The 23,669-nt window shown below is 59.9% G+C and carries 23 protein-coding genes, 1 tRNA gene and 2 pseudogenes; 14 read left to right on the top strand and 12 right to left on the bottom strand.

What is annotated here, in order from left to right; genetic code table 11:
- Window positions 1-142 precede the first annotated feature (142 nt).
- The 5 genes from WDN02_RS15005 to WDN02_RS14985 all read left to right on the top strand — a co-directional run bounded on the left by WDN02_RS15005 (window position 143) and on the right by WDN02_RS14985 (window position 5,178).
- Window positions 143-1,153 carry a hypothetical protein gene (locus WDN02_RS15005; protein ID WP_337294256.1) on the top strand — a complete coding sequence of 337 codons (1,011 nt, stop codon included), beginning with the start codon at window positions 143-145 and terminating at the stop codon, window positions 1,151-1,153.
- 39 nt (window positions 1,154-1,192) lie between these two features.
- Window positions 1,193-2,098 carry an aminoglycoside phosphotransferase family protein gene (locus WDN02_RS15000; protein WP_337294255.1) on the top strand — a complete coding sequence of 302 codons (906 nt, stop codon included), beginning with the start codon at window positions 1,193-1,195 and terminating at the stop codon, window positions 2,096-2,098.
- 122 nt (window positions 2,099-2,220) lie between these two features.
- Window positions 2,221-4,251, top strand: coding sequence for a DNA topoisomerase IV subunit B (gene parE / locus WDN02_RS14995; protein WP_337294254.1), 2,031 nt, complete (start codon window positions 2,221-2,223; stop codon window positions 4,249-4,251).
- A 163-nt stretch (window positions 4,252-4,414) separates the two neighbouring features.
- Window positions 4,415-4,702 carry a hypothetical protein gene (locus WDN02_RS14990; protein ID WP_337294253.1) on the top strand — a complete coding sequence of 96 codons (288 nt, stop codon included), beginning with the start codon at window positions 4,415-4,417 and terminating at the stop codon, window positions 4,700-4,702.
- A gap of 68 nt (window positions 4,703-4,770) precedes the next feature.
- On the top strand, window positions 4,771-5,178 hold the full coding sequence (locus WDN02_RS14985; RefSeq protein WP_337294252.1) for an aldehyde-activating protein: 408 nt from the start codon (window positions 4,771-4,773) through the stop codon (window positions 5,176-5,178).
- A gap of 18 nt (window positions 5,179-5,196) precedes the next feature.
- Here the strand turns inward: WDN02_RS14985 and WDN02_RS14980 are convergent, their stop codons facing one another.
- Window positions 5,197-8,601 carry a glycosyltransferase gene (locus WDN02_RS14980; RefSeq protein ID WP_337294251.1) on the bottom strand — a complete coding sequence of 1,135 codons (3,405 nt, stop codon included), beginning with the start codon at window positions 8,599-8,601 and terminating at the stop codon, window positions 5,197-5,199.
- Window positions 8,602-8,880: 279 nt separating this feature from the next.
- On the opposite strand from WDN02_RS14980, the gene WDN02_RS14975 reads away from it, so the two are divergent.
- The 4 genes from WDN02_RS14975 to accC all read left to right on the top strand — a co-directional run bounded on the left by WDN02_RS14975 (window position 8,881) and on the right by accC (window position 12,076).
- On the top strand, window positions 8,881-9,657 hold the full coding sequence (locus WDN02_RS14975) for a DsbA family protein (RefSeq protein WP_337294250.1): 777 nt from the start codon (window positions 8,881-8,883) through the stop codon (window positions 9,655-9,657).
- A gap of 112 nt (window positions 9,658-9,769) precedes the next feature.
- Entirely contained in the window at window positions 9,770-10,216 is a 447-nt protein-coding gene (gene aroQ / locus WDN02_RS14970; RefSeq protein ID WP_337294956.1) for a type II 3-dehydroquinate dehydratase, read from the top strand.
- 4 nt (window positions 10,217-10,220) lie between these two features.
- Window positions 10,221-10,709 carry an acetyl-CoA carboxylase biotin carboxyl carrier protein gene (gene accB, locus WDN02_RS14965; RefSeq protein WP_337294249.1) on the top strand — a complete coding sequence of 163 codons (489 nt, stop codon included), beginning with the start codon at window positions 10,221-10,223 and terminating at the stop codon, window positions 10,707-10,709.
- Between the two features lie 20 nt (window positions 10,710-10,729).
- Window positions 10,730-12,076, top strand: a complete 1,347-nt coding sequence (gene accC, locus WDN02_RS14960; protein ID WP_337294248.1) for an acetyl-CoA carboxylase biotin carboxylase subunit — start codon at window positions 10,730-10,732, stop codon at window positions 12,074-12,076.
- Between the two features lie 13 nt (window positions 12,077-12,089).
- Here accC and WDN02_RS14955 read toward each other — a convergent pair whose 3' ends face one another.
- From WDN02_RS14955 to WDN02_RS14925, 7 genes and pseudogenes are all read right to left on the bottom strand, one after another.
- The gene (locus tag WDN02_RS14955) at window positions 12,090-12,326 is read right to left on the bottom strand and encodes an efflux RND transporter permease subunit (protein ID WP_337294247.1); all 237 of its coding nucleotides are present in this window, start codon (window positions 12,324-12,326) and stop codon (window positions 12,090-12,092) included.
- 46 nt (window positions 12,327-12,372) lie between these two features.
- Window positions 12,373-12,912 carry an efflux RND transporter permease subunit gene (locus WDN02_RS14950; RefSeq protein WP_337294246.1) on the bottom strand — a complete coding sequence of 180 codons (540 nt, stop codon included), beginning with the start codon at window positions 12,910-12,912 and terminating at the stop codon, window positions 12,373-12,375.
- Window positions 12,913-12,988: 76 nt separating this feature from the next.
- Window positions 12,989-13,558 (bottom strand): annotated as a pseudogene (locus WDN02_RS14945) (efflux RND transporter permease subunit); the annotation flags it as partial.
- A 1-nt stretch (window position 13,559) separates the two neighbouring features.
- The gene (locus WDN02_RS14940; protein WP_337294245.1) at window positions 13,560-13,856 is read right to left on the bottom strand and encodes an efflux RND transporter permease subunit; all 297 of its coding nucleotides are present in this window, start codon (window positions 13,854-13,856) and stop codon (window positions 13,560-13,562) included.
- A pseudogene (locus tag WDN02_RS14935) lies at window positions 13,853-15,252 on the bottom strand (efflux RND transporter permease subunit). The gene WDN02_RS14940 and the pseudogene WDN02_RS14935 overlap by 4 nt, the downstream one beginning before the upstream one ends.
- A 2-nt stretch (window positions 15,253-15,254) precedes the next feature.
- Window positions 15,255-16,292 (bottom strand): hypothetical protein, encoded by a 1,038-nt coding sequence (locus WDN02_RS14930; RefSeq protein WP_337294244.1) that lies wholly within the window; start codon window positions 16,290-16,292, stop codon window positions 15,255-15,257.
- Window positions 16,293-16,329: 37 nt separating this feature from the next.
- Complete coding sequence (locus WDN02_RS14925) at window positions 16,330-17,703, bottom strand: TolC family protein (RefSeq protein WP_337294243.1); 1,374 nt, start codon at window positions 17,701-17,703, stop codon at window positions 16,330-16,332.
- Window positions 17,704-17,978: 275 nt separating this feature from the next.
- Here WDN02_RS14925 and aat point away from each other — a divergent pair, with 275 nt between their 5' ends.
- A complete protein-coding gene (gene aat, locus WDN02_RS14920; protein ID WP_337294242.1) occupies window positions 17,979-18,671 on the top strand; it encodes a leucyl/phenylalanyl-tRNA--protein transferase in 693 nt (230 codons plus the stop codon).
- Here aat and WDN02_RS14915 read toward each other — a convergent pair.
- Window positions 18,668-19,414: a DUF2155 domain-containing protein gene (locus WDN02_RS14915; RefSeq protein WP_337294241.1), complete on the bottom strand. Its 747-nt coding sequence runs from the start codon at window positions 19,412-19,414 to the stop codon at window positions 18,668-18,670. The two genes, aat and WDN02_RS14915, sit on opposite strands and share 4 nt — an antisense overlap.
- Window positions 19,415-19,493: 79 nt before the next feature.
- A complete protein-coding gene (gene ndk, locus WDN02_RS14910) occupies window positions 19,494-19,916 on the bottom strand; it encodes a nucleoside-diphosphate kinase (protein ID WP_337294240.1) in 423 nt (140 codons plus the stop codon).
- Between the two features lie 216 nt (window positions 19,917-20,132).
- On the opposite strand from ndk, the gene WDN02_RS14905 reads away from it, so the two are divergent.
- Window positions 20,133-20,208: transfer RNA gene (locus WDN02_RS14905), tRNA-Phe, on the top strand.
- A 150-nt stretch (window positions 20,209-20,358) separates the two neighbouring features.
- Here WDN02_RS14905 and WDN02_RS14900 read toward each other — a convergent pair.
- Together WDN02_RS14900 and WDN02_RS14895 are read right to left on the bottom strand one after the other, a co-directional pair.
- Entirely contained in the window at window positions 20,359-21,399 is a 1,041-nt protein-coding gene (locus tag WDN02_RS14900) for a tyrosine-type recombinase/integrase (RefSeq protein WP_337294239.1), read from the bottom strand.
- On the bottom strand, window positions 21,380-21,634 hold the full coding sequence (locus WDN02_RS14895; RefSeq protein WP_337294238.1) for a hypothetical protein: 255 nt from the start codon (window positions 21,632-21,634) through the stop codon (window positions 21,380-21,382). The genes WDN02_RS14900 and WDN02_RS14895 overlap by 20 nt, the downstream gene beginning before the upstream one ends.
- A 112-nt stretch (window positions 21,635-21,746) precedes the next feature.
- Between WDN02_RS14895 and WDN02_RS14890 the strand changes: the two genes are divergently transcribed.
- The 3 genes from WDN02_RS14890 to WDN02_RS14880 are packed head-to-tail and all read left to right on the top strand — an operon-like array spanning window position 21,747 to window position 23,033.
- On the top strand, window positions 21,747-22,382 hold the full coding sequence (locus WDN02_RS14890; protein ID WP_337294237.1) for an iron ABC transporter permease: 636 nt from the start codon (window positions 21,747-21,749) through the stop codon (window positions 22,380-22,382).
- Window positions 22,339-22,482, top strand: a complete 144-nt coding sequence (locus tag WDN02_RS14885; RefSeq protein ID WP_337294236.1) for an iron chelate uptake ABC transporter family permease subunit — start codon at window positions 22,339-22,341, stop codon at window positions 22,480-22,482. The genes WDN02_RS14890 and WDN02_RS14885 overlap by 44 nt, the downstream gene beginning before the upstream one ends.
- Window positions 22,479-23,033: an ABC transporter ATP-binding protein gene (locus tag WDN02_RS14880; RefSeq protein ID WP_337294235.1), complete on the top strand. Its 555-nt coding sequence runs from the start codon at window positions 22,479-22,481 to the stop codon at window positions 23,031-23,033. The genes WDN02_RS14885 and WDN02_RS14880 overlap by 4 nt, the downstream gene beginning before the upstream one ends.
- Window positions 23,034-23,669: the final 636 nt, after the last annotated feature.

Here is a 23,669-nt window from a genome sequence, read left to right as displayed (position 1 = left end):
CAAACGAAAGGCGCCCTTTGGGGCGCCTTTTTTATTCGCACCCGCCGTATTAAGACTTTTCCTGCAGTTACCTCAAAAACTTCTCAAGATTAACCGCTTAAGTTAGGCGTCCTGAGCTTTTCCGCGCGACCAGGGACCGGGTTTGCATATCCTCATTAACGATTTCATCGGGGGCGTGCTGGATCGCGGCATGCCGCTTTACGTCCGCAATCTCATTGATGGCCTGAAGGCGGAAGGGTTTCGCGTCAGCATCGTGCGCGCGCCGCGCATTTGCCGCCGTTTGCCGCGCAATGTGTTCTATATGCTTGCGGTCTTTGTGGAACAGGTGATTGTTCCGACAATCGGATTTCTCCAACGCGCGGAACTGACCCTATACCCGTATAATTCGATCGCAGTGATCGATATATTTACCCGGCGCGGACGGATCGTCGTGCATGATCTGGAACAACTTAACCGGCCGGCATCGCTTTCAAAATCCTACTATCTCGCTTGCTATCGCGCGCTCAAATGGCGCAATTCGCCTGTCTTCACGATCTCGAAACTGAGCCAGCAAAGATTGCGAGCAAGCGGCCGTTTCGGCGATGGCCCAATTACGATTCTGCCGAATACATTCTATGCGTTCGAACGGCTTCTTAGGAGCGAGACGCAGGCACCCGGCGACAAAGCCTCGATATTGCTGTGCACCGGCTCGACCGCAAACAAGGATCTCGAATCCGTTGTGCGCGATTATCTGCCGAAAGTGTTGGCGAGCGGCTTTCCCGTGTCGATTCTCGGGCTGCATAAAACGACAGATGCGCCGCGACTTTCAGCTCTCGACAATTTCATAAACTCGGGCCAATTGCGGCTCTGCGGCCAGCTTTCCGACGGAGACGTCGTCGCCGAATATGAGAATCACAATATCGTCTGGGTCCATTCGCTGCGCGAGGGATTTGGCCGTTGTGTGGTGGAGGGCCGTCTGGCACACCGCCGCGTGATCTGCAGCGATATTCCGGAATTTGCCGAACTGCGCGATGAAGATGTCTATCTTTATAAAGCCCCGACAGAATTTATGGCGACGCTCGACCGGCTCCGATACTCCGATTTGCCAATTGCTCCTTACGATCGCTATCCCTATCGCGAGCTGCTTCGCAGCACGATCAGGAGTGGTCTCTGACGAGGAAGCGGTGCAGCCGGCCGCTTTGTGAAGACGCCCATGGCCAAAACAAAACTCAAGAAATTCCGCGTCGCGATCCTGCGCGACTTCCCCAGCCTTTTCGCGGCAAAATTCAAACTGATCGGCGATGGCTGGGATTCGGCCGCCGTCGATGTCGATCGAAAGCTGATCTTCAAATTTCCGCGCAAGAAGGCGGCGCGCGAATCTCTCCGGCGTGAGGCGGGCATTCTCGCAATCGTGCGGCCAGCTCTCTCGGTTACCGTCCCCGATTTGCGGCTACACGAAGGGCCGCCGCTTTTCTCCAGCCATCTCAAGCTGAAAGGGCAGCAGCTCGAGACGGAGGATTATGACGACCTGCCCGAGGCCGCGCGAGAGAGACTCGGGAAAGATCTCGCGCGCTTTTATGCCGAATTGCACAGCCTCGATCCGGAGCTGATGCGATCCGCCGGCGCCGGCCCGATTGCGCCATGGCATAGACCGAACGCGGTGCGCGCGCGCGCCCTGCCGCTTCTGCCGGGCAAGCTTGTCCCTTTGGCCAAGACCGTCATCGAGGCCTATAAGGCCCTCCCGCCAGACCCATACGGAATGATCTTCGGTTTTTTTGACGGCCATGGCTGGAACATGGCCTTCGACGGAAAGAAGCAGCGCCTGAGAGGCATCTACGATTTCGCCGATTCCGGCTTCGGCCCGCTACATCAGGATTTCATCTACGCGGGTATGATCTCGCCCGATCTCACCGGGAGGATCGTCGCGGTATACGAAAGCCTGACCGATCGCACGCTCGACCGGCGGCGGATCGACATCCTGACCGGCTATCACCATCTATCTGAACTGGCAGATTTTTCCGAAAACACTGATCTGCAAAAGGAATTCATCCGGGATTTCAAAGTCTGGGCGCGACACCACGCGGATTTTATGGCGCGACGCCCCGGCGAGGCTCTATAAAGCGCCTCCGCCGACGCCGAACCTGGCCTTTCGCCGGAAGCCCGAAACCCGCCCTGCCCGGCTTTGCGCTAAACTGATGCGCGAATCACTCATTCACGAATGGAAGGCTACGAGACACCCCGATGGCCCATAATGGCGATTTGTTTGGCGCGGCTCCCCGCAAGCAGCCTCCGAGTAAGGCGGTGGCGCCTCGCGCGAGCGGCACGCCCGGCGAGGCCGGCTACACCGCCGCGTCGATCGAGGTGCTAGAGGGGCTGGAGCCAGTGCGCCGTCGCCCCGGCATGTATATCGGCGGCACGGACGAAGCCGCGTTGCATCACCTCTTCGCCGAAGTGCTCGACAATTCGATGGATGAGGCGGTCGCAGGCCATGCCACCTTCATCGACGTGACGGTCGAGGCCGACGGCTATCTCAGCGTCTCGGATAACGGCCGCGGCATCCCGGTCGATCCGCATCCGAAATTCCCCAAGAAATCGGCGCTCGAAGTCATCATGACGACGCTGCATGCCGGCGGTAAGTTCGATTCCGGTGCTTATCAGACATCCGGCGGCCTGCATGGCGTCGGTGTCTCGGTCGTCAACGCGCTCTCGGAACGGTTGGAGGTCGAGGTCGCCCGTGGCCAGATGCTCTATCGTCAGGTCTTCGAGCGTGGTGAGCCCAAAAGCAAGCTTGAGCAAGTCGGGAAGATCGCCAACCGCCGCGGCACCAAAGTGCGCTTCAAGGTGGACGAGCAGATTTTCGGCAAGGGGGCCAAGTTCAAGCCCAGCCGCCTTTTCCGCATGGCGCGGGCGAAAGCCTATCTCTTCGGCGGCGTCGAAATCCGCTGGCACTGCGCACCGCAATTGCTCGAAGCGGGCGGCGACATTCCGGCAGAGGCGGTGTTCCACTTCCCCGGCGGTCTCAAGGACTATCTCGCCCAGGACATCAAGGACAAGGAAACAGTCGCCGACCAGAGCTTCACTGGCAAGGTCGAAAAGCCCGGCGGCCACGGCTCGCTCGAATGGGCGGTGACGTGGCTTTCGGAAGACGACGGCTTTGTTCATTCTTATTGCAACACAATCCCGACACCCGATGGCGGCACGCATGAGGCTGGCCTGCGCGGCGCGCTGCTGCGTGGCTTAAAGGACCATGCTGAGCGCATCGGTCAGGCAAAACGCGCCGCCGTGCTCACCAGCGACGACGTGATGGCCTCCTGCGCCGCGCTGATCTCCGTCTTTCTGCGCGAACCCGAATTCCAGGGGCAGAACAAGGGCCGGCTGATGACGGCCGAGGCGACCCGCATCGTCGAAACGACACTGCGCGACGCCTTTGACCACTGGCTCGCGGCGTCACCCTCGGCGGCGACCAAACTGCTCGATTTCACCATCGAGCGCGCCGAGGAACGACTACGACGGAAGGCGGAAAAGGATGTCGCGCGCAAGACCGCGACACGCAAACTGCGGCTGCCGGGCAAACTCGCAGATTGCTCGAACAACGCGGCACAAGGCTCTGAATTATTTATCGTTGAGGGCGATTCAGCCGGTGGTTCTGCGAAGCAGGCGCGCGACCGCATCAATCAGGCGGTGCTGCCGCTGCGGGGCAAGATTCTCAACGTCGCGAATGCCACCAAGGACAAGGTCACCGCCAACCAGCAATTGGCCGACCTGATCCAGGCGCTCGGCTGTGGCACCGGTGCCCACTATAAGGACGACGATCTTCGCTACGAAAAGATCATCATCATGACGGACGCCGATGTTGATGGCGCCCATATCGCTTCGCTGCTCATCACGTTTTTCTTCCGCCAGATGCCGAAGCTCATCGAGCACGGACACCTCCTTCTCAGCGTGCCGCCGCTTTACCGGCTGACGCAGGGTTCGAACCACGTCTACGCGCGTGACGATGCCCATCGCGAAGAACTGATGAAAACGGTGCTGACAGGCAAAGCCAAGGTCGAAGTCAGCCGCTTCAAAGGCCTCGGCGAAATGCCAGCGGCGCAATTGAAAGAAACAACGATGGATCCGAGGAGCCGCACGTTGCTGCGAGTTGTCGTCGTCCCTGCCGATCAGGAAGAGACAGCGGATTCCGTTGAACGCCTGATGGGCAACAAGCCGGAAGCGCGTTTTGCCTTCATTCAGGAGCGAGCCGCTTTCGCCAACGATCTCGTGGTCGTTTAGAGCATCGGACCGAAAAGCGTGAAGCGGTTTTCGGGCGGTTCCGATGCGATTGGAAAGTGCATTGGAACGTTAATTTAAAACCACGCTTTTAACGCAATTCGTCAACGCTCTCTTAACCCTGCCCCCGCATCTTGGACTTGCGGCGGTTAGAGGTTCAGAGGCTATGAATTTGCGTTCTTTCTTGCGCGACGAGCGCGCGAGCAGCTTTGAAAGCCTGGCTTTGGCGTTATCGGTCATCGCCGTGCTTTGCGTCGCCGCGGCCAACTTTCTGCACTATGCCGCGCGCAAGGACGGCGAACTCGCCCAGATTATCCGTGCTGGACATCAGGAGATGGCGCGCGTCTTTGGCAACGATACGCCTCTGCGCGGCGACATCGACTATACGTCCACCGGCAGCGTTGGCGTCGTGCACAATCCGCCGGCGCTCAATCCCTGCACCGAGCAGAAGTAACCCATTTCCTAAGCCGTAAGATCGGGACGTCGCTATCAGGCGACTCGTTCGCCTGATATGACAACGGAATGCTGAAGCTCTCCTGTCTCTGCGGCAAAGTCTGTATCGAAATCCCAAAGCGGCCAGACTTCATCAACGAGTGTAATTGCACGCTCTGCAGTAAGTCAGGCGCTCGCTGGGCCTATTTCCATCCCTCGAAAGTTAGCATTGAGGGAACGACGAAGGGATATAGCCGGGAAGACAAGGACGAGCCGGCTGCCGAAATCCACTTTTGTCAAAATTGCGGTTCGACCACGCATTTTACTCTGACCGCCAGCGCCATATCAAAGTTCGGAAACGTCCAGATGGGCGTCAATATGCGTCTGGCGGATGAGAGGGATCTCGCCGGAATAGAATTGCGCTATCCTGACGGCCGAGCCTGGCCCGGCAAGGGCAGCTTCGGCTACGTGCAAGAGGCGCGCCTCATCGGCCGATGAGGCGCCGGCCTGATCCCCCTATTCGGCCGGCACCGAGACGGTCGCCTTGCGGTCGAGTTTGCCCCAGCCCACCAGCGGCCCAAGCGCCGCGGCGATCACCGATTTCACCACGACGTAATAGAGAATCTGACGATAACCGACGCGCTGGAATCCAAGCCAGAGCATCAGCCGCCAGTTCTCATCGCCCTCGATTACGAATGCGATCGCGACCGCAAGGAAGTCCGTCAGCATGAAAATCAGGAAATAGACGAACGTGATCCCGAGATTATCGGGATTGAACTGATCCCTGTGCTGCAGATAGTCGAGCCCTGTGTGCAAGATCTGCCAGAGCAGCATGAAATCGACGAGCGGCGCCATGACGGTCAGCAGCACTTGGAATAGCCAGACCTGCGGCATCGCGATGAGGCCGAGAGTGCCAAATCGCGGCCGGAACGTCACGTCGCGGTGTTTCCACAAGCATTGCAGCGTTCCGTATGCCCAGCGGAAACGCTGACGCATGAGGCCTTTGAACGTATCTGGTGCCTCCGTCCACGCAACCGCCTCGCTGTCGAAGACGACGCGATAGCCGGCCTTTTGGACGGAGATCGTGAGATCCTGATCTTCGGCAAGCGTGTTGGTCGGGAAGCGTCCGAGCTTCTCCAAAGCTTCGCGCCGCCAGGCGCCGACGGCTCCCGGAACAACGGTCATGCAGCCAAGGGTCACAAGGGCGCGGCGCTCAAGATTCTGCGCGCTGATATATTCAAGCGCCTGCCATTTGGTGATCGTGTTGATCCGATTGCCAACTTTGGCATTGCCAGCCACGGCGCCGACGGACGGATCGACGAACCATCGCGTCAAATTCGTGATCGTATCTTTCTCGAACAACGTGTCGGCGTCGAGTGCCACGACGATACTGCCTCTGGCACTGGCGAGGCCGACGTTGATCGCATTCGCCTTGCCGCCGTTCGGGATGGAGATGATCCTGACGGAAGGATGATCACCATACGCGTGATCGAGCACGGCGGCTGTTCCGTCAGTCGAGCCGTCATCGACGACGATGACCTGCAGGTCGGGATAAGAGCTTCCCAGAATGCGCTCAACCGATTGGACGATCACCGCGGCCTCGTTATGCGCAGGGATGATCACGCTGACTTCAGGCGGCGTTCCGGCGATGACAGGCTTCGTCAGACGTTTCTCACGGATGCGGTGGACGAGGCCAAGGACGCAAAGAAACAGGACGCGGGCGAAACCAAGCCAGATCGCGCCCATGAACATCGCCTGCAGCAAGTGCTGCGACCAGCCGAGCGTGTAGAAGACCGAGCGGTTGATGAAGGGCTCGAACATACCGGGTGGCAGCGTCGGCATTGCCTGTTCGCGCGTGAGGCCGGCGAGTTGCGAGGCGGTGATGAATTCGTAGCCGCGCGCCCGCAGGGCGTCGATCAATTGCGGCAGAGCCTTGATCGTCTCGGCGCGATCGCCGCCGGCATCATGCAGCAGGATGACGTTACCGGCGTTGTCGGGGTCCTGGTCAGCGACCTGTTTCAGGATGCGATCGACGATCGCCTGCGCCGGTGGGCGCAGCCAATCATCAGGATCGATACGCAGGCCGACTGTCACGAACCCCATGCTTTGGGCGAGTGCGACCGGCTCCAGCTCATCCCACGTCGTCGGGTCGGAATCGCCAAGGAATGGCGCCCGGAACAGCCGCATCGAATGGCCGGTGATGGCCTCGAACAGCCGACGCGTGGAATTGATTTCGAGTTTCGCCATGCCTTGCGGCAGTTCGACGATGTTCGGATGCGTGAACGTATGATCACCGACATCCTGTCCTTCCTCATATTCGCGCTCGACGAGGTCGGGGTGCGCGCCCGCGTTCTCACCGATGATGAAGAAGGTGGCGTGGACGTGCTTTTCCTTCAGAATGTTGAGGATTTGCGGCGTCCAGGTCGGATCTGGACCGTCGTCGAAGGTGAGCACCAACTTTTTTGGCGCGGTACCGAAACGCTGGATGATGAACGAGGTCGGCAGGACTTCGTAATTCTCATCGACGATATCACCTGTCTCCGGGTCGAGCTCGAAGACGCGCTGGCCGGTCGACGGCTGCGCTGCGACATGCAGGATTTCGCCCTGATTCTGGAAATAGACTTCCTGCGTAGCGGGAATGGTCTTGAGGCCGTCCGGCGCGGCGGAATCATAGGGGCGCCCAAGCACCGACCAGACGGAGGGGTCCTCAGCGCCGAGGCGCCACACCGCATAGCCGGCGGGCCGATAAACGTCCGAGGCATGGACCTCGTTGAAGGTCGAGGCGCCATCGAGGAACCATATGTCGTGCGCGTGGCCGGCATCGTCCTTGTACGCGAGATGCGGATTCTCGGCGTCGGCATCGAAATCGATGTCGCTCGCGCGCATGTGGGCGATTCGCGCCACGTCCTGGAAGGTCACATCTTCCGCAGGCTTGCCCGTATTCGGCCAATCGTAGCCGTAGCTTCCGAGCGCAATGATCGTATGATCCGGATCGAGTTGTTTCATCCGGTCGTCGAGCAATTTTTCAAACCAGCTCTGGCTGGCGATCGGGCCCGCCGCACCGGTTTCCCAATGCTCGTCGTAAGCCATCAGGATCGTGTAATCGACGATCTTGGAATAGGCGACGTAGTCCCAGGAATCGTCGTCAAACGGGACTGAGAGCAGAATTTTCCAGCCGTGCGGTTTGAACGCGGCCGACATCTCACTGAGAAAAGTCCGTAGATTCGCCTGGGCGCCGTCCGGCACCTCTTCAAAGTCGACCGTCAGTCCCCGGCACTGATTGAAATCGAGAAAATCGATGATTTCTTTCAGGCGTGCGGCCCGCTTCGCCGGATCGGCGAGCCATTTGGCAAGCCCGATGCTGTCCCATTTGCCTTCGACGGAATTCTGCAAGAGCGGAAAGATCGGCTTCGTCGGATCCTGATCTCGAATCGCCTCCAGCGCGCGGTGATCGAGATCGTTGCGGATGCCAACTTCATCGCCCTGAACGCTCAGCCACGTCGGAATCACCCAGTCGAGATGCGGCAAATCCTTCTTCAGAGCCGAAAAGCTGGTCTGGTCCCAGTTGGCATAGAAGCCGATTGCCAGGCTACGGCCCGAGACTGGTCCGGAAGCATCCGCGGGCCGAGCCTTGAGATAAGCCATGCGCGCGAGATCGCGCTCCTTGCCGCGCAATTCGATGGCGACGCGCCGGGTGGATTTCTGCAGCGAATGCCGGGTGACCGTCGCTGGAACCGGAGGCCGGAAGAGCGTTTCAGCCGAGCCTTCGAGATTTGTGCTCAAAGGCGCATTGTTGCCGAGCAGCATAACGACGAAGACAACGCCGATGATCACGACCGCCGCGGCCGCGATTCGCACAGTCCACGAGAGGCGCACCGCGCGCTTGCCGGTGGGATCAAAAAAGACAGGCTTGGACCGCATTTCGAGGGATTCCGAGAACTAGATTTCAGTTTAGGCGTGGGTCAAAGCGAATGAACACGGCCTGAATACCTGCGCTGCGGGCGCGGAGACCGGCTTTTATGGATCAAACTGTTGCCTGGAAAGCACATTTTTGCCACGGTGGATCACCATTTGCTTCGCGAAACTCTGAATTGAAAGCGCGAGCCGCCTGAGCGATAACCTGTGGAAATTATGCCCCGTGCGGCTTCGCAGCCGCTTCGGCGAGCGTCCTTCGAGATTTCTTACCAAGGAGATATAGGAATGGCCGGTTTTCTTGCTCGAGGCGCGCGTCTCGCGGCCATCGCGGTGGCCTTCGCCCTGTTCGGCGCCCCCATCAAGGCCGGCGAGTTATCCGACCCGCAGACAAGCCAGATTGAAGCGGTCGTGAAGGCCTATATCCTGAAAAACCCGGAGGTCGTCCAACAGGCGATCGAGGAATTGACTGATCGCGAAAAGGCTAAAGAGGCCGCCGCGCGCAGCAAGAGCCTCAGCGACGTAAAGGGTGCGCTCTACAGCTCGCCAAATGAATCGATCGTCGGCAATCCGCAAGGCAAGATCACGCTGGTCGAGTTCTTCGACTACAATTGCGGCTATTGCAAAAAAATGCTGCCCGATCTCGCCCGGCTGATCAAAGCCAATCCGGACCTCAAGGTCGTCCTGCGCGATTTCCCGATCCTTTCGGATGCCTCCGTCGATGCGGCGACCATTGCGGCTGGCGTACGGGGTCAATTCAAGGGCGACAAATTCTGGGAATATCACCAGCGGCTTCTGGGTATGCATGGCTTGGTTGGCAAGCAGCAGGCAGTTGATCTGGCCGAAGAGATGGGCGCCGACATGCCGCAGCTTGTGCGCGATGCGCAGGCGCCGGCGGCCAAGGCGGGCCTTGAGGAAGGGTTCAAGCTCGGCCATGTGCTGCAGATTGAGGGCACGCCGTCCTATATCGTCGGCGATACCGTCGTCGACGGCGCCGTCGGCTATGCCGAGCTGCAAACCAAAGTCGACAACATCAGGAAGTGCGGCAAGGCCATTTGTTCCTAACCTGTTCGCCAGACAGCTTCTTTGAAGGCTGTCCGCGTGCATCTCGGGCTTTCTTTGCTGCGGGAAGCCGGTTAAGGAAGCTTCGCGCTGGCCCCCTCAATAAAGCTCAATGATCAAGGCGATTCACGTCCTCAACGGACCCAACCTCAATTTGCTCGGAACCCGAGAGCCGGATGTTTACGGCCACGAAACGCTCGCCGATATCGAGGCACGTCTTTCGGCGGTGGCGGCTCTACAAAATGTCACGCTGCACTTCCGCCAGTCCAATCACGAGGGCGATCTCGTCACCTGGATCCAGGATGCGGGGCGCGCCGGCGAGCCGGTGATCCTCAACGCGGGCGCCTACAGCCACACGTCGATCGCTATTTTCGATGCGATCAAAGGCTCAAACGCCCATGTCATCGAGGTACATCTGTCGAATATCCACGCGCGCGAACATTTTCGCCATCATTCCCGCCTATCCGCGGCCGCCCGCGGCGTGATCGTGGGATTTGGCTCGCGGTCTTATGACCTTGCCCTGCAAGCCCTCCTGTTCGCCCCAACGACCGGCGAGAGTTAAAAACATGACAGAGAAGAAACCGGTCATACCGGCCCCGCCCTCCCCAATCGATCCGCAACTCGTCGAGACTCTCGGCGAAATCGCCAATCGGCTCGACCTCAGTGAAATCGAGGTCGCCCAAGGCGAATTGAAGATCAAGGTCAAACGCCAAAGCGCAAACGCCGCGGCCGCACCCATCGCGGTTGCCGTACCGGCGTTGTCGACCATTCAGGCCCACGCTCTTGCACCGGCCGCGAATGAGGCCGCCCTGGCGATCGCTGCCAACGCGGTCAAATCCCCGATGGTCGGCACCGCCTATCTGCGGCCGTCGCCGGAATCGGCGCCCTTCATCACCATCGGCATGCAGGTCAAGGCCGGCGAGAAGCTGCTGTTGATCGAAGCGATGAAGACTTTTAACGAGATCGTCGCGCCCCAGGGCGGAACTGTGACGTCGATCCTTGTGGAAGACGGTCAACCCGTCGAGTTTGGCCAGCCTCTCGTCGTTGTTGAATGAGAGGCGCCCCGTGAGCGCGCATGTTTGACAAGATACTGATTGCCAATCGCGGCGAGATCGCACTGCGTATTCTTCGCGCGGCGAAAGAGCTCGGCATTGCGACCGTCGCCGTGCATTCAACCGCCGATGCGGAAGCGATGCACGTCAAGCTCGCGGATGAATCGGTCTGTATCGGGCCGCCGCCGGCGCGCGAATCCTATCTCAATATCCCCGCGCTGCTTTCGGCGTGCGAAATCACCGGCGCCGAGGCGGTGCATCCGGGCTACGGCTTCCTCGCCGAAAACGCCCGCTTTGCTGAAATTCTCGAGGAACATCAGATTGATTTCATCGGCCCGAGTGCCGAACACATCAAACTAATGGGCGACAAGATCGAGGCCAAACGCACGGCGAAAAAGCTCGGCATCCCCTGCGTGCCCGGCTCCGATGGCGCGGTAGAACCCGACGAAGCTATGCGAATCGCCAAGGAGATCGGCTATCCGGTCATCGTCAAGGCGTCCGCTGGCGGTGGCGGGCGCGGCATGAAGGTCGCGCGTTCGGCGAAAGAACTTTCGAATGCGCTCGCGACTGCGCGCAGCGAAGCCAAGGCGGCTTTCGGCGACGACGCCGTCTATCTCGAAAAATTCCTCGACAATCCGCGCCATATCGAAGTTCAGATTTTGGGCGACGGCCAAGGCCATGCGATCCATCTCGGTGAACGCGATTGTTCGCTGCAACGGCGCCATCAGAAGGTCTTCGAGGAAAGCCCCTCACCCGCGCTCAATCTCGCTCAGCGGCTTGAGATCGGCGAGATCTGCGCCAACGCCATGCGCGAGATGAATTACAAAAGCGCTGGGACGATCGAATTCCTCTACGATGAGGGTAAGTTCTACTTCATCGAAATGAACACCCGCATCCAGGTCGAGCATCCAGTAACCGAGATGGTCACCGGCCTTGATCTCGTGAACGAGCAGATCAAGATCGCCGCCGGCTCACCGCTGAGCATCTCGCAAAGCGATGTGACGATGCTGGGCCACGCGATCGAATGCCGGATCAACGCGGAAGATCCGAAAACCTTCCGGCCATCGCCTGGCAAGATCGCCTATTATCACCCGCCAGGTGGCCTCGGCGTGCGTGTCGATAGCGCCGCCTACGCCGGTTATACGATCCCGCCCTATTACGATTCTCTCATCGGCAAACTGATCGTACATGGCCGCACGCGTGACGAGGCGATGTTGCGGCTGAAGCGAGCGCTCGATGAATTTATCGTCGATGGAATTGAGACGACAATTCCGCTGTTCCGCGCGCTGGTGCGCAATGCGGATGTACAAAATGGCGAATACAACATCCACTGGCTCGAGCATTTTTCTCGAAAAAGGCGGGATGGATAAGGCCTGAAGCGACTTAGAGCACTGTGACGGCGTCCTTGGCTTGCGGCGCGTCGGCCAGTTCGTCCTCGGGCGTGCCGACGAACCGGCCGAAACGCAGCGATAGCGGCGGCAAGATAAACAGATTGAGCGCCGTCGAGGTGAACAGGCCACCGAGAATGACGAGCGCCATCGGGCCTTCGATTTCGCGGCCCGGCGTATTCATGCCGATCGCCAATGGCAGAAGACCAAGCCCGGTTACGAGCGATGTCATCAAGACAGCCGCCAGCCGATCGCCGGCGCCGTGAACCGCCGTGTCTCTATCCCACGCCCTCGCGTCGACCGAGACCAGCATGCTCGTAATGCGAGATCATCATCATCGAATTGCGCAGGGTGATGCCGAACAAGGTGACGAATCCGACCAGCGAGCCGAGCGAAAGCACCGCGCCAGAAAAATAGACGGCCACAACGCCGCCCACGAGCGCAAAAGGCAGGTTCGCGAGCGTCACGAGTAGATTGCGCCAATTGCGCGTGACGATCGACAATAAAAGAACAATCCCGACGCCGGCGAAGATCGATTTCAGCATGAGATCTTGCTGCGCTTGCGCCTGACCTTCCGCGGCGCCGGTGAAGACGATGTAAGTATCTGGCGGCAATTTGAGCTTGGCGAGTGCGGCGCGTGCGTCCTTCACGAAGGAAGCCGGATCCCTGCCCTGGACGTCGAGCGTAATGGATTGCAATCGCCGGCCGCCTTGATGCTCGATAAGGTAAAGGCCTGACGTCGGCTCTATGTCGGCGACTTGCGCCAGCCGCACATAGGTGCCGTCGGGCGCGCGAAGCGTGAGGTCGCCAATCCCCATCACATTGCCACCAGCGACGCTCCGCGAGCCGAACGATGACATTGAACACGCGGTCGGCCTCATAAGTCTGGCCGACAACATCGCCTTGATATGCGGTGCGCACGACATCGAGGACGTTAGTGGGCGCGATGCCAAAGCGGCGCAGATCGGTCGACCGAAGCCTGATCGAGACCTGTGGCAGGCCGAGCGGAGATTCCAGCTCCACCGAGGCCGCCCCCTGGACTCTGCGAAGGATCGTCACGACGCGCTTGGCCGTGTCATTGATCGCGCCAAGATCGCTGCCATAGACGTTGACCGCAACTGGTGTCGAATAGCCGGAAAACGTTTCGTTGACGCGCTCGGTCAGGAACGTATTGGCGGAAATGTTGACGCCGGGAAAATCCAACAGGTGATTGAGCAACGCCTGTTTGGCATTCATCGCGGCACTGCCGGAGATCGGGTTAAGCTCGACCTCGAATTCGCTCTGATGCGTGCCGTGCGTATCGCCCGCCGCCGCCTGCTCGACGCGCCCCACGCGCTGCGCGACGGTTTTCACCATCGGCAATTTCAGCATGGCGTCGGCGATCCGCGCGCCCATCCGCAAGCCCTCGGCAGTCGACGTGCCGGGCATCGACGTCATGTGGACGATGAAATGGCCTTCCTGCAAATCAGGTAAAAATGTTTCGCCGAAAAGCGGCAGCAATGCGAGGCCGGCCGATGGTCAGGACGGCGGCAAAGAAAATCGCGACGCGCGGCGCGCCGACGATGATGCGCAGAAGCCGTTCGTAACCGCCGCGGGTCCATCTGACGACGGGCGGCACATGCGCCTTGGCGTGGTGGGGAAGCAGCAGCAAGGAGAGCGCGGGCGTAACGGTCAGCGCCACGATCAGCGAAGCAACGACCGCGTAAATATAAGTAAGCCCAAGCGGCGCGAAGAGCCGCCCGGCAACACCTGACAGGGTCACGACCGCAGAAAGACGAGCAGCACCGCGAAGGTCGCATAGACGACGGCACTGCGCACTTCAAAGGTAGCTTCCAGGACCACGCGCGCGGCAGGACGCGGCTGTGGCAAGAGTTCGTTCTCGCGCAATCTGCGGGTGATGTTTTCGATGCCGATCACCGCATCGTCTACTACCTCGCCGAGCGCGATCGCCAGACCGCCGAGCGTCATTGTGTTCAACGTAATGCCAGATCGCTGCAAGATAACGACAGCCGCAAGCAGAGAAATCGGGATGGCCGTGCAGCAGATGGCTGCGGCGCGGAGATCGAAAGAAAGAGAATGAGAACGGCGATCACCAGCACGCCGCCGATCAACAATGACGAGCGCAAATTGTTGGTCGCCGCGACGATGAAGTTCGCCGGCCGGAATAGACCCGTATGAAGCGTGACGCCTTCGGCCTTCAGACTGGGGTTGAGATCGGCAAGTGCGGCCTCAATGGCGTTTGTGACCTCAAGTGTGTTTGCACCATATTGCTCGTCGATATTCATCACGACGCCGGGCTGGCCATGATCGCAGCCGGCACCATCGAAGGTTCCGGCGCCTCGATCACATCGGCGACGTCGCCGAGCGTGACGCGGCCGCCATTGGGCAATGGTACGATCGGGTACGATCGTGCGGGCGATATCTTGGGAATCTAGACCCGACGTGTCCGTCTGCAGAGTGATGCGCTGGTTTGGGGTGCTGATAAAGCCCGCACCACCGACGCCGGTCGCGCTGCGCGCCGCTGCAAGCACTTCCTCCATACCGAGGCCATAACGGATCAGCCGATCCGGATGGACGAGGATTTGTGTCGACTTTTCCTCGCCGCCAAAGACTTCCGCGCCAGCGACGCCTGGCACGGACAAAAGGCTCGGCCGGATCGTCCATTTGGCAATCGTCCGCAGCTTCATCAGCGATTGCCGGTCGGATGTGATACCGAGGACCATGATCGTGGCGCCAGACGACGTCATCGGTGTCATTCCGGGTGCCTGGACGCCAGGCGGAAGCTGATTGGCAAGTGTCGCGAGCCGCTCGGCCACCTGCTGGCGAGCCAGATAACGGTCCGTCGTCACATCGAAATAGACCTTGATGTCGGAAAGGCCTTGAATCGAGCTCGACTCGATGCGTTGCAGATTGCCGATTCCGTTGACGGCTTCCTCGATAGGCCGCGTGACGAGAGTCTCGACCTGCTCTGCTGAAAAGCCCGGCGCTTCAGTCTGGATATCGACTTGCGGCGGTGCAAATTCAGGAAATGCATCGTAGCTCGCGTGGTCGAGCACATAAATGCCGTAAGCCACCAGCAGACAAGCAAGCACGACGACGATGACGCGAAAGCGCAGCGCAAAGCGGATGATCGAGGCCTGCAAACCGGCGATGCGCATCATCAATCCTCGACCGGGACCGAGGCGCGGAATTCTTCCGAAAGCAACATCTGCGCGCCCTGGATAACGATCCGGGCGTCAGCCGGAAGGCCGGAGACGACAAATCCGTCGCGCGGGGCCGAGCTCGCCGGATTGATGCCCTGGCGAATGAAAGTCGTCGGCTGCGTGCGGATGTAAATCCAGGCTTTGCCTTCGAGCCAAACCACCGCCGAATCCGGCACGATAAGTCCAGGCTGCCCGCTCGCAACAGCCAGCGTGACTTCGAGCGCGAGACCCGGCAGCAGATTTTGCGCCGGCGCCTCATAAAGGTAGCTTATCCCCTGCAATTTCGGGTCAGCCGTGCTCGCCAGCGACACGAAACGAAGCCGCACATCGGTCGTGCCGTAGAGCGCGCTCGCAATTGCCGGCGGCGTCGAGATGGCCACATCGGGCGGCAACGTCACGCGCACCAGATAATGATTGCGCGCAAGCAGATCGTTGATCTCCGGGCCGCCGCTTGCCAAAGCGTTGGCGATCGCCTCACCCCAGGCCTGCCGTGTGTTGGCGATAATGGCGGCGGTACGCGCCCGCGCCGCTGCAAGCGCATTGGCATCGACATCGAATCCGCTGCGCGCGGTCTGCAATTGCGCGGTCGAAACATTCTGTTGATCTTTGTTCAGAACCTGCGCGCGCTGATAGGCAGCCTGCGAGCTCCCGAGACGCGATTTTGCCGCTGCGACCTGGGTTTCGGCCTCGAGATATTGATTTTCGAAATCGGCAAGTCCGGCGGGATCGAGCACAGTGCCGAAGCCGCGCATGTAATTCCGCGGCGGCGCGGTATCGAGTTTCGCGGCAACGATGCCGGCATTCTGCTGTTCTTGCGCCGTCAGCGTCAGAGTCGGCACGCCATCCTTGATCGTGAGCCTCACTGGATTGGGATTGTCATTGTCGCTGTCTTCATCCGCGTGCGAGGGGATGAGATAAAACGAGCCAAGCACGCCGCCGATCGCAAATGCGAGCAACAGCAACGCCGCGAGGCGAAATCTTCTGACAGCATTCATGACGAAGACCTCGGCGGCAATTGCGTCTCCGGCAATATCAGCAGGATATCCGGACCGTAGAGCGGTCGCTCCAACGCATCTTCCAGCGACCCCAAAGCCTCGCGTTGCTGCAGCATGGCGTCGAAATCGGTGAGCGCTGTAATCGCGGCCTCCATTTGTGTCGAAACGAGTGTCGGGCGATCCGCCTGCCCCGCGCCAAAGGATTTTTCGACTGACGCGCACGGTGCGCCTCATCCGCCTGCATCGCCTCGGCACTCGTCAGGGATTGCGTTGATTTACGATAGGCGACAGTCGCGTAATCAAGCTCGCCGATAATCTGCGCCTGCAAGGCGATAAAACGCGCTGCCGCCTCGCGCCGCTTGGCAATAGCCTCGGCGATCGCGCCCTGATTCTGATTGAAGATCGGTAGCGTCGAGACGACGTTGAGCTGATATTGATTGATCCCGTATTCGTAACTGTAGCCAGGGCTCAGCGTGATATCGGGATATTGCCCGACGATCGCCAATTTAAGCGCCGACTGGCTCGCCGAATATGTCGCGAGGCTCGCCTGAATATCGGCACGCCGTGTGAGGGCCTCGCGCCGCCACGCGTCGGAAGTCGCGGCCGCGGTCAAAGCCGGCGGCCTGTTGAAGTCGCCGGTTTCGAGTGCGATACCGTCCAGCGCCTGATCGGGAACGCCAATGGCCGTTGCGACCTGAACGCGGGCCTCGGCCACAGCCAGATCGAGGTCGTGCATCGCCAACGTGACCTCGGCACGATTGACGCGCTCGCGTGAGACGTCGAGCGCAGACGCTTCGCCGGCTGTCTGACGATGCTCCAGCAATTCCACGAGCTGATTTTGCAGCGCAAGCCGGCGCTGGGTCAGAGCCAGCCGGCGCTGAGCCGCCCAAAGCGCCAGGAGCGCGGTGCGGACGCGGCTGCGCACCTGCCAGGCCGCCGCCGCAATATCCCAGCGGGCTGCCTGCTCCAGCCGTTGCGCCTCCGCCGTGCGCGCCTCCCGCCGGCCGAAGGCGTCGATCATGAAGTCGATCGCCGGCCCGATGGTCAAGGGCGCGGCGCCGATCGGAATCGCCTCCGGCACAAGCCCCTGCCCGACGATGTTGGTGAAGTTCAGGACCGGATTGGGATGTTCGTTGGCCGTAATGACCGCCGCCTTTGCGCCGGCCAGTTTGGCCTCGGCGAGCGCAATATCCGGATGGTAATAGAGCGCCGCCGCCGTGAGACTGGCCAGATCCCAGCGAATTCGTGCATCGGGCCCAGAGTCCGGCCGTGTCGTCGCCAGAACGAATTGGCGCAGGCGAGGATCGCCGAGACTACGGCTTTCCAGCGAGGCAGCCGTCACGGCTGGGGAAAGCGGAACGGGCTGATCGCGCACGCAGCTAGAGGCAAGAATGCCGGCCAAAGCTGCCATCGAAAGCCTGCGCACACATGTCATCCCGGTTCCCTGCCGCGTGTGGCGCCTCTGCTGGCGACTGAACGTGGCTATTAGATTGTTATAGTCTCAAGGAATTTCGGGAAATGATCCGAGCCGTCTCTCCCCACGTTTCTAGCCGAATGTGCCAAATATGAAACTTTATACGGGAATTTTTGGCAATGCTCGGAGCGGCTATGAAAGGCTGCGCGATTTTGGTGAACCCGGCCGTCCGGCGCTTGACGCGGCCGCTGGCCTGAACACATCTTTTAGGCATGAGCCGGCCACGCCAGGAATTTGAGATTACCCCTGACATCTTGATGCGCGCCTATTCGATCGGCCTTTTTCCGATGGCCGAGAGCGCGGAAGATCAGAACCTCTTCTGGATCGATCCAGAGGCGCGCGGCGTCTTCCCGCTCGATAAGATGATCATCTCCAGGAAGCTGGCGCGTCTGGTGCGCTCAGACCGCTTCGAGGTTCGGATCGATTATGATTTCGAGGCCGTGATCGATGCCTGCGCGGGCGTCGGCGAAGGGCGCGAGAAGACCTGGATCAATCAACGGATCAAGAAGCTTTACCGCCAGCTCTTCGATCTTGGCCGCGTCCACACGGTCGAGGCGTGGCGCGACGGGGTCCTGGCAGGCGGACTTTACGGCGTTGCGCTCGGCGCAGCCTTTTTCGGCGAGAGCATGTTCCATCGGCAGACTGATGCGTCGAAAGTCGCATTGATCCATTTGGCCGGACGGTTGGCCGCCGGCGGCTTCCGCCTGCTCGACACGCAATTCGTGACGCCGCATCTGCAATCGCTTGGTGCAATCGAGGTTTCCAAGGAGACGTACCGTCTCGCCCTGGCAGACGCGGTCGCGCACGAAGGCGATTTCCTGGTTTGGCCTAAAAACCAGCCGGTCATGGGTCGCGAGGTCCTTGCAGCCCTTGAGGGCGCCGGCAATCCGGCGTCCGAAATCTAGTTATTGTTATTATTGTCGGGCGGCAGCATGCCGGGCACTTGCGGCGGCGGGGCCTGGTCGTCATCACCGCCATTGTCAGGCGATGGTCTGGGTGTGCCGGGACCAAGCCTGTCCTGATTATCGCCGCCATTGTCCGGGGGCGCCTGAAACCCGGGCGGCGGGCTGACATCGACCGGCCCGTTTTGCATGTCCTGCGGCGTTTGCTGCGCGCTATGCCGGACGTGCCGCGGCGGCTTGGCCGGTACGGGTGCTGGCGCGGGCTCAGCGTCGGAATTTTGCGGCGTTTGCTGTGGCGCCGGCGCGGCCTCCGGCTCCGGCGTCGCAGCCGTCGTCGGCGGTGATGCAATGACCTGAGCTGTGCCTTTGCAATCCGTCAGCCAGATATCATAGATCGGATGGTCGAGTGCGTTGAGACCCGGGCTCGCCGCAAACATCCAGCCGGAAAAGATGCGGTTGGTGTTTTTGTTGGCATCGACCTCATCGACTTGAACGAACGTATCCGTCTGTGGCGCTTCGGTCGGCGGCCGGGTGTAGCAGACGCGATCGGTGACAAGCAGCGAGCCGAACTGCACCGTTTCGTTGGCACTGACCTCAAACGAGATGATGCGGCCGGTGATTTTATCGAGGCCGGAAAAGACCGCGATCGAATGCTTGATTTTGTCCGCCGCGGCAGGCCCCGAGATCGCGAGCGCGAGCCCAAGGCTCAGAAATGACGCCGAGACGCCGCGCGCTCTTCTTTGCATAGGGATCTCGGTCCGCCGCGCGATTGTCGTTTTGGTGGGCGGCGACAGGAGCATCAAACTCCGGCCGGAATAGGGCCGGTCAGCCGACGATCTCGTTGCCGGCAAAGAACTGCGCGATCTCAATCGCGGCAGTCTCGGTCGCGTCCGATCCATGCGCCGAATTTTCGCCGACCGAGAGCGCGAACTGCTTGCGCACTGTGCCATCCGCAGCCTTCGAGGGATCGGTCGCACCAAGCACTTCGCGATATTTCTTGATCGCGTCCTCGCCTTCGAGAACCTGCACGACGACCGGACCGGCGGTCATGGTTTCGACCAGTTCGCCGAAAAACGGCCGCGCCTTGTGAACCGCATAAAAGGCCTCGGCCTGCGCCTGTGTCATCAACACGCGCTTCTGGGCGACGATCCGCAATCCCGCCGCTTCAATGAGCGCATTGATCGCGCCGGTGAGGTTGCGGCGCGTTGCATCGGGTTTGATAATGGAAAAGGTGCGTTCGATCGCCATGTTTTTGAATGTCTCTCAGGTGGGCCGCGCGCTTATAGCGGCGCGTTTGGCGCACGGCAAGGTGGCGGCGAAGCTGCAATGTCTAAGCGCGCGTTACAAATGACCGGAACGAAGCGCCGCCTGCCCCGCCGCGCACCTTGAGTTGAAGACACCAAGCCGCTAGACAAGCCCAACATCGCTTCCTATAAAGCGCCCCTCCGGCGTCGGCCGGAACCTGCCCAGGTAGCTCAGTTGGTAGAGCATGCGACTGAAAATCGCAGTGTCGGTGGTTCGATTCCGCCCCTGGGCACCATTTAAATCAATGACTTAAGTCATTTGAAACGAACAGCGTTAGACACTTTTTCGGCCGCGTTAGACACTTTTGTTCGCGATTTGCTCTGAATCATGCACACGCGAAGCGAGCACGAATCTCACCCTCTTAGACACACCGAGACAAGACGAATTAGTTACGCTTTGCCCTTCGTGCCGAGCGGATTGAAGCGCGCGATGACGTCGGCCATACGGTCTGCCGTGTCCGCCGTTTCCGTATAATGAATGGCCATGGCGAGCGTCTTTTGGCCGAGCCAACGCCGCACAGTATCGATATCGAATCCGGCTCCACCAAAAGCGTGCCGACTGTATGGCGCAGCCCATGAAACGTCAGGCCGGCCTCAACCTTCCCTGCCCGCTCGAGCGATCGCATTGTCTTTATAAACGTCGCGTTGAATCCGCTTTCTGTCCACGGCGTGCCCTTCGTCGTCACGGCAAGCGTGACCGCGTCGTGCTTTGCGGCAGGCTCAAGAAACCGCAATAAATCGCGGTGAATCGGGATCGACAATTCGTAGCCCGTTTTCGCGGTCCGTCGCCAAATTCGCCCGTCTCGCACCGCCGACTTGAGCAAGCGCAGAACGTCGCCCTTCCGCAAACCCGTGAACATGGCCAAAGCAATCGGAATTTTGAGTTGTTCTGGAACATTCTCGAGCACCGCCTGACGCTCTGCGGCCGACCACGGTCGATTTGCGCGCTCCAATTGCCGGTCGCGACGCAGTCGTTTGATCCCCTTCACGGGATTGTCGCGCAGAAATCCATGTTCACGGCCGTGCTCGCACGCGACCGACAGCACCGCTAAGACATAATTCGCTTGGCGGCGCCCGTGCTTGCCCCCGACCTTATCGCGCAGTCCGGCTAAGAACGCCGGCGTCATCTCAACGACCGGCATTTCGTGCAACGGTTTCAGAAGATCCATGATCCTCGCGTAGCCGCCGCGCGTGGCAGCCGCGAGATCGCAATAATTCGGCGACTGCCTATAAGAGGCCAGCAGCAAACCGAGTGTTCCTGGCGCCGCTTTCGTGCGATGCACTTTGCGTTCGAGCGAAGCGAGCTCCGCGAAGAATTCGCCCGTTCCGAACTCGGACTTTAGCCGAGTGTTCGTCGCGCGATGATAGCAATACCACTTGCCACGTCGGCGATAGCGCTTGATGCCCTTAACGCGAACGACCGTCATTGTGGCCATCCATCTCAGCCAGCCAGTCTCGAGATTCTACGTCATCGCCGCCGGCCAGTCGATCAATCCATTCGTTAAGCGCCGTACGATCAAAGCGTTCAAGCCGCTTGCTCGGACCAAGGGCAACCGGGCGAACGGGACAATGAGCGGTGAACGTCGCCGCGCCGACGCCGCAGTAGGCCGCGGCTTCCGTTTTGGAAAGAAGCCTCGGCAAAGACTCGCGGCGCAACATCATAAGTCTCTCCAGCAGATTACGTTATGCATCTCTCACGGTCGCGCCGGCACGTTGGCGGCGCCGGCCATGCACTGATATCGGCGATTGCGCATAGTGCACTTTTCGCAATCCATTGGTCGGCCCGCAAACCATCGGCGCCTCCTCCGGTGCTGCGCTCGGGGGCGTGACGGCCATAATTTTTTCGGTTTCGGTCGCCCGTCCAGTTAGGCGCCTTTCTGGGCGCTGGCGCCGCTTGGCGGCAGTTATGGTTCTCCAGCGGGGCGACGGCCCATCGTCGCTCCTCTCGCTCGTTCTTGCGGGCGTGGTCGTAAGCGCGTTTTGTTCCGCGATTGTCGGACTGGCAACTTTCGTCGCCGATCCGGACACCGAATTGCCCGGCATAATCTTCTGGCTGCTTGGCAGCTTTGCCGCAGCGGATTGGCATCGTGTGCTTCTGGTTTCGATCTTCTGCCTTGGCGGCGGCACGGTGCTCATCGGCATGCGCTGGCGCGTGAACGTTTTGTCCCTGGGGGACCAAGAGGCGCGATTGCTTGGACTTAATCCAAAAAAGGATCGTCTGATCCTGCTTGCCGCGGTTTGTCTCATCGTCTCTGCGCAGGTTGCAGTCTGTGGAACGATTGGGTGGATCGGCCTCGTCGTCCCGAACTTGGCGCTCTTCATCATGGGCGCGGATCACCGAAAATTACTGCCTTTTCGCCGCGGTGATGGGCGCGGCATTCATGATTTTGGCCGATACGCTGGCACGTAGCCTAACGCGCGCCGAAATACCCGTTGGCATCATCACAGCGATCGTCGGCACGCCGATGTTTGCGTATCTGCTGCGCAACGCCATAGCGGGCGGAAGATGATTGAAGCCCACGAAATCGGCCATTGGTATCAGCCTGGACGCTGGCTCTTTCGGCACGTCTCGTTCGATTTCCGTCCGGGTACGATCACCGCACTTCTCGGCGTGAACGGGAGCGGCAAGACCACCTTTCTGCGATGTGTCTGCGGTGTGCTTCGGCCGCGCGAAGGGTATGTCTCAACTCGCGGCGTCATCGGCTACGTCTCTCAGGCGGTGCAAGCAGATCACGCATATCGCGCGATAGACATGGTTCTGCTGGGTCGGAGCCGCAATATCGGTCGCTTTGGTGTACCGAGAGAGACTGATTTAGAGCGCGCCCTCGAATGCCTCAACGACGTCGGTTTGGCGACACACGCCTATACGCGCTACGATCAGATGAGTGGTGGCCAACGACAATTGGTCCTTCTCGCGCGGGCGCTGGCGACGAATTGCCGGACGCTTGTGCTCGATGAACCCGCTTCGGCGCTCGATCTGGCCAATGCCGGCGTCGTTCTCAGACTTTTGCGGCGTTTGGCGACCGAACAAAACATTGCCGTCCTGTTCACGACGCACTAGCCCGACCACGCCCTGGGCATCGCCGACAACGCGCTGCTCTTTCTCAACGACGCAGCGCACATTTATGGAACCGTCAAAGAGACAATGAATGAGGCTAATTTGGCGAAGCTCTATGGCATTCCAATCAAGCGTCTTTCTCTGCGGACGAAGACGAGACGTTTGAGACTGCGATCCCGCTGCACCGGTTTAACGCCCAATAAAAGCTGGCTTCGACCGAGAGGCCGCAGGACGCAGACTTCGGATCCGGCTGCGGTTTGCGCGACATCCAAGAAGGGTTCCCTATCGGAGAAACGGTGTTGGCTTTGGAATGTCGTCAATGGGCGCAAAGCGGCCGACGAGATATCAGACTATCCGACTGCATTCAGAGTGATGAAGTATATAGAACGGCGGCTCTGACCTTCGAGATGGTCCGCATCGCCGACTTGCTACCGCCAGTCAGCACAACACCACTTCGTGATCATTGAAGAGATTTTGAGGTGGAACTGAATTCCCTGCCGCCACCTCTGCCCTATGCTCACTTCGGCTGAATGGCTGTGGCTGAGCCAAGAAAGAGGAAGGAATCGATGTCAAAATACCGAATTGTAAGATCTTTCATTTGGGTCGCCGCAGTTATCTCTTTCATTTGGGTCGCCGCAG

This window comes from Methylovirgula sp. (genome assembly GCF_037200945.1).
Taxonomy (GTDB): domain Bacteria; phylum Pseudomonadota; class Alphaproteobacteria; order Rhizobiales; family Beijerinckiaceae; genus Methylovirgula.
This window is presented reverse-complemented; position numbering and strand designations above follow the sequence as displayed.

Coding starts and splice junctions, on each gene's coding strand:
- WDN02_RS15000 (WP_337294255.1), top strand. CDS start 1,193: ATGGCCAAAACAAAACTCAAGAAATTCCGCGTCGCGATCCTGCGCGAC.
- parE (WP_337294254.1), top strand. CDS start 2,221: ATGGCCCATAATGGCGATTTGTTTGGCGCGGCTCCCCGCAAGCAGCCT.
- WDN02_RS14990 (WP_337294253.1), top strand. CDS start 4,415: ATGAATTTGCGTTCTTTCTTGCGCGACGAGCGCGCGAGCAGCTTTGAA.
- WDN02_RS14985 (WP_337294252.1), top strand. CDS start 4,771: ATGCTGAAGCTCTCCTGTCTCTGCGGCAAAGTCTGTATCGAAATCCCA.
- WDN02_RS14980 (WP_337294251.1), bottom strand. CDS start 8,601: ATGCGGTCCAAGCCTGTCTTTTTTGATCCCACCGGCAAGCGCGCGGTG.
- WDN02_RS14975 (WP_337294250.1), top strand. CDS start 8,881: ATGGCCGGTTTTCTTGCTCGAGGCGCGCGTCTCGCGGCCATCGCGGTG.
- accB (WP_337294249.1), top strand. CDS start 10,221: ATGACAGAGAAGAAACCGGTCATACCGGCCCCGCCCTCCCCAATCGAT.
- accC (WP_337294248.1), top strand. CDS start 10,730: ATGTTTGACAAGATACTGATTGCCAATCGCGGCGAGATCGCACTGCGT.
- WDN02_RS14955 (WP_337294247.1), bottom strand. CDS start 12,326: ATGACATCGCTCGTAACCGGGCTTGGTCTTCTGCCATTGGCGATCGGC.
- WDN02_RS14950 (WP_337294246.1), bottom strand. CDS start 12,912: ATGGGGATTGGCGACCTCACGCTTCGCGCGCCCGACGGCACCTATGTG.
- WDN02_RS14930 (WP_337294244.1), bottom strand. CDS start 16,292: ATGAATGCTGTCAGAAGATTTCGCCTCGCGGCGTTGCTGTTGCTCGCA.
- WDN02_RS14925 (WP_337294243.1), bottom strand. CDS start 17,703: ATGGCAGCTTTGGCCGGCATTCTTGCCTCTAGCTGCGTGCGCGATCAG.
- aat (WP_337294242.1), top strand. CDS start 17,979: ATGAGCCGGCCACGCCAGGAATTTGAGATTACCCCTGACATCTTGATG.
- WDN02_RS14915 (WP_337294241.1), bottom strand. CDS start 19,414: ATGCAAAGAAGAGCGCGCGGCGTCTCGGCGTCATTTCTGAGCCTTGGG.
- ndk (WP_337294240.1), bottom strand. CDS start 19,916: ATGGCGATCGAACGCACCTTTTCCATTATCAAACCCGATGCAACGCGC.
- WDN02_RS14900 (WP_337294239.1), bottom strand. CDS start 21,399: ATGACGGTCGTTCGCGTTAAGGGCATCAAGCGCTATCGCCGACGTGGC.
- WDN02_RS14895 (WP_337294238.1), bottom strand. CDS start 21,634: ATGATGTTGCGCCGCGAGTCTTTGCCGAGGCTTCTTTCCAAAACGGAA.
- WDN02_RS14885 (WP_337294236.1), top strand. CDS start 22,339: ATGGGCGCGGCATTCATGATTTTGGCCGATACGCTGGCACGTAGCCTA.
- WDN02_RS14880 (WP_337294235.1), top strand. CDS start 22,479: ATGATTGAAGCCCACGAAATCGGCCATTGGTATCAGCCTGGACGCTGG.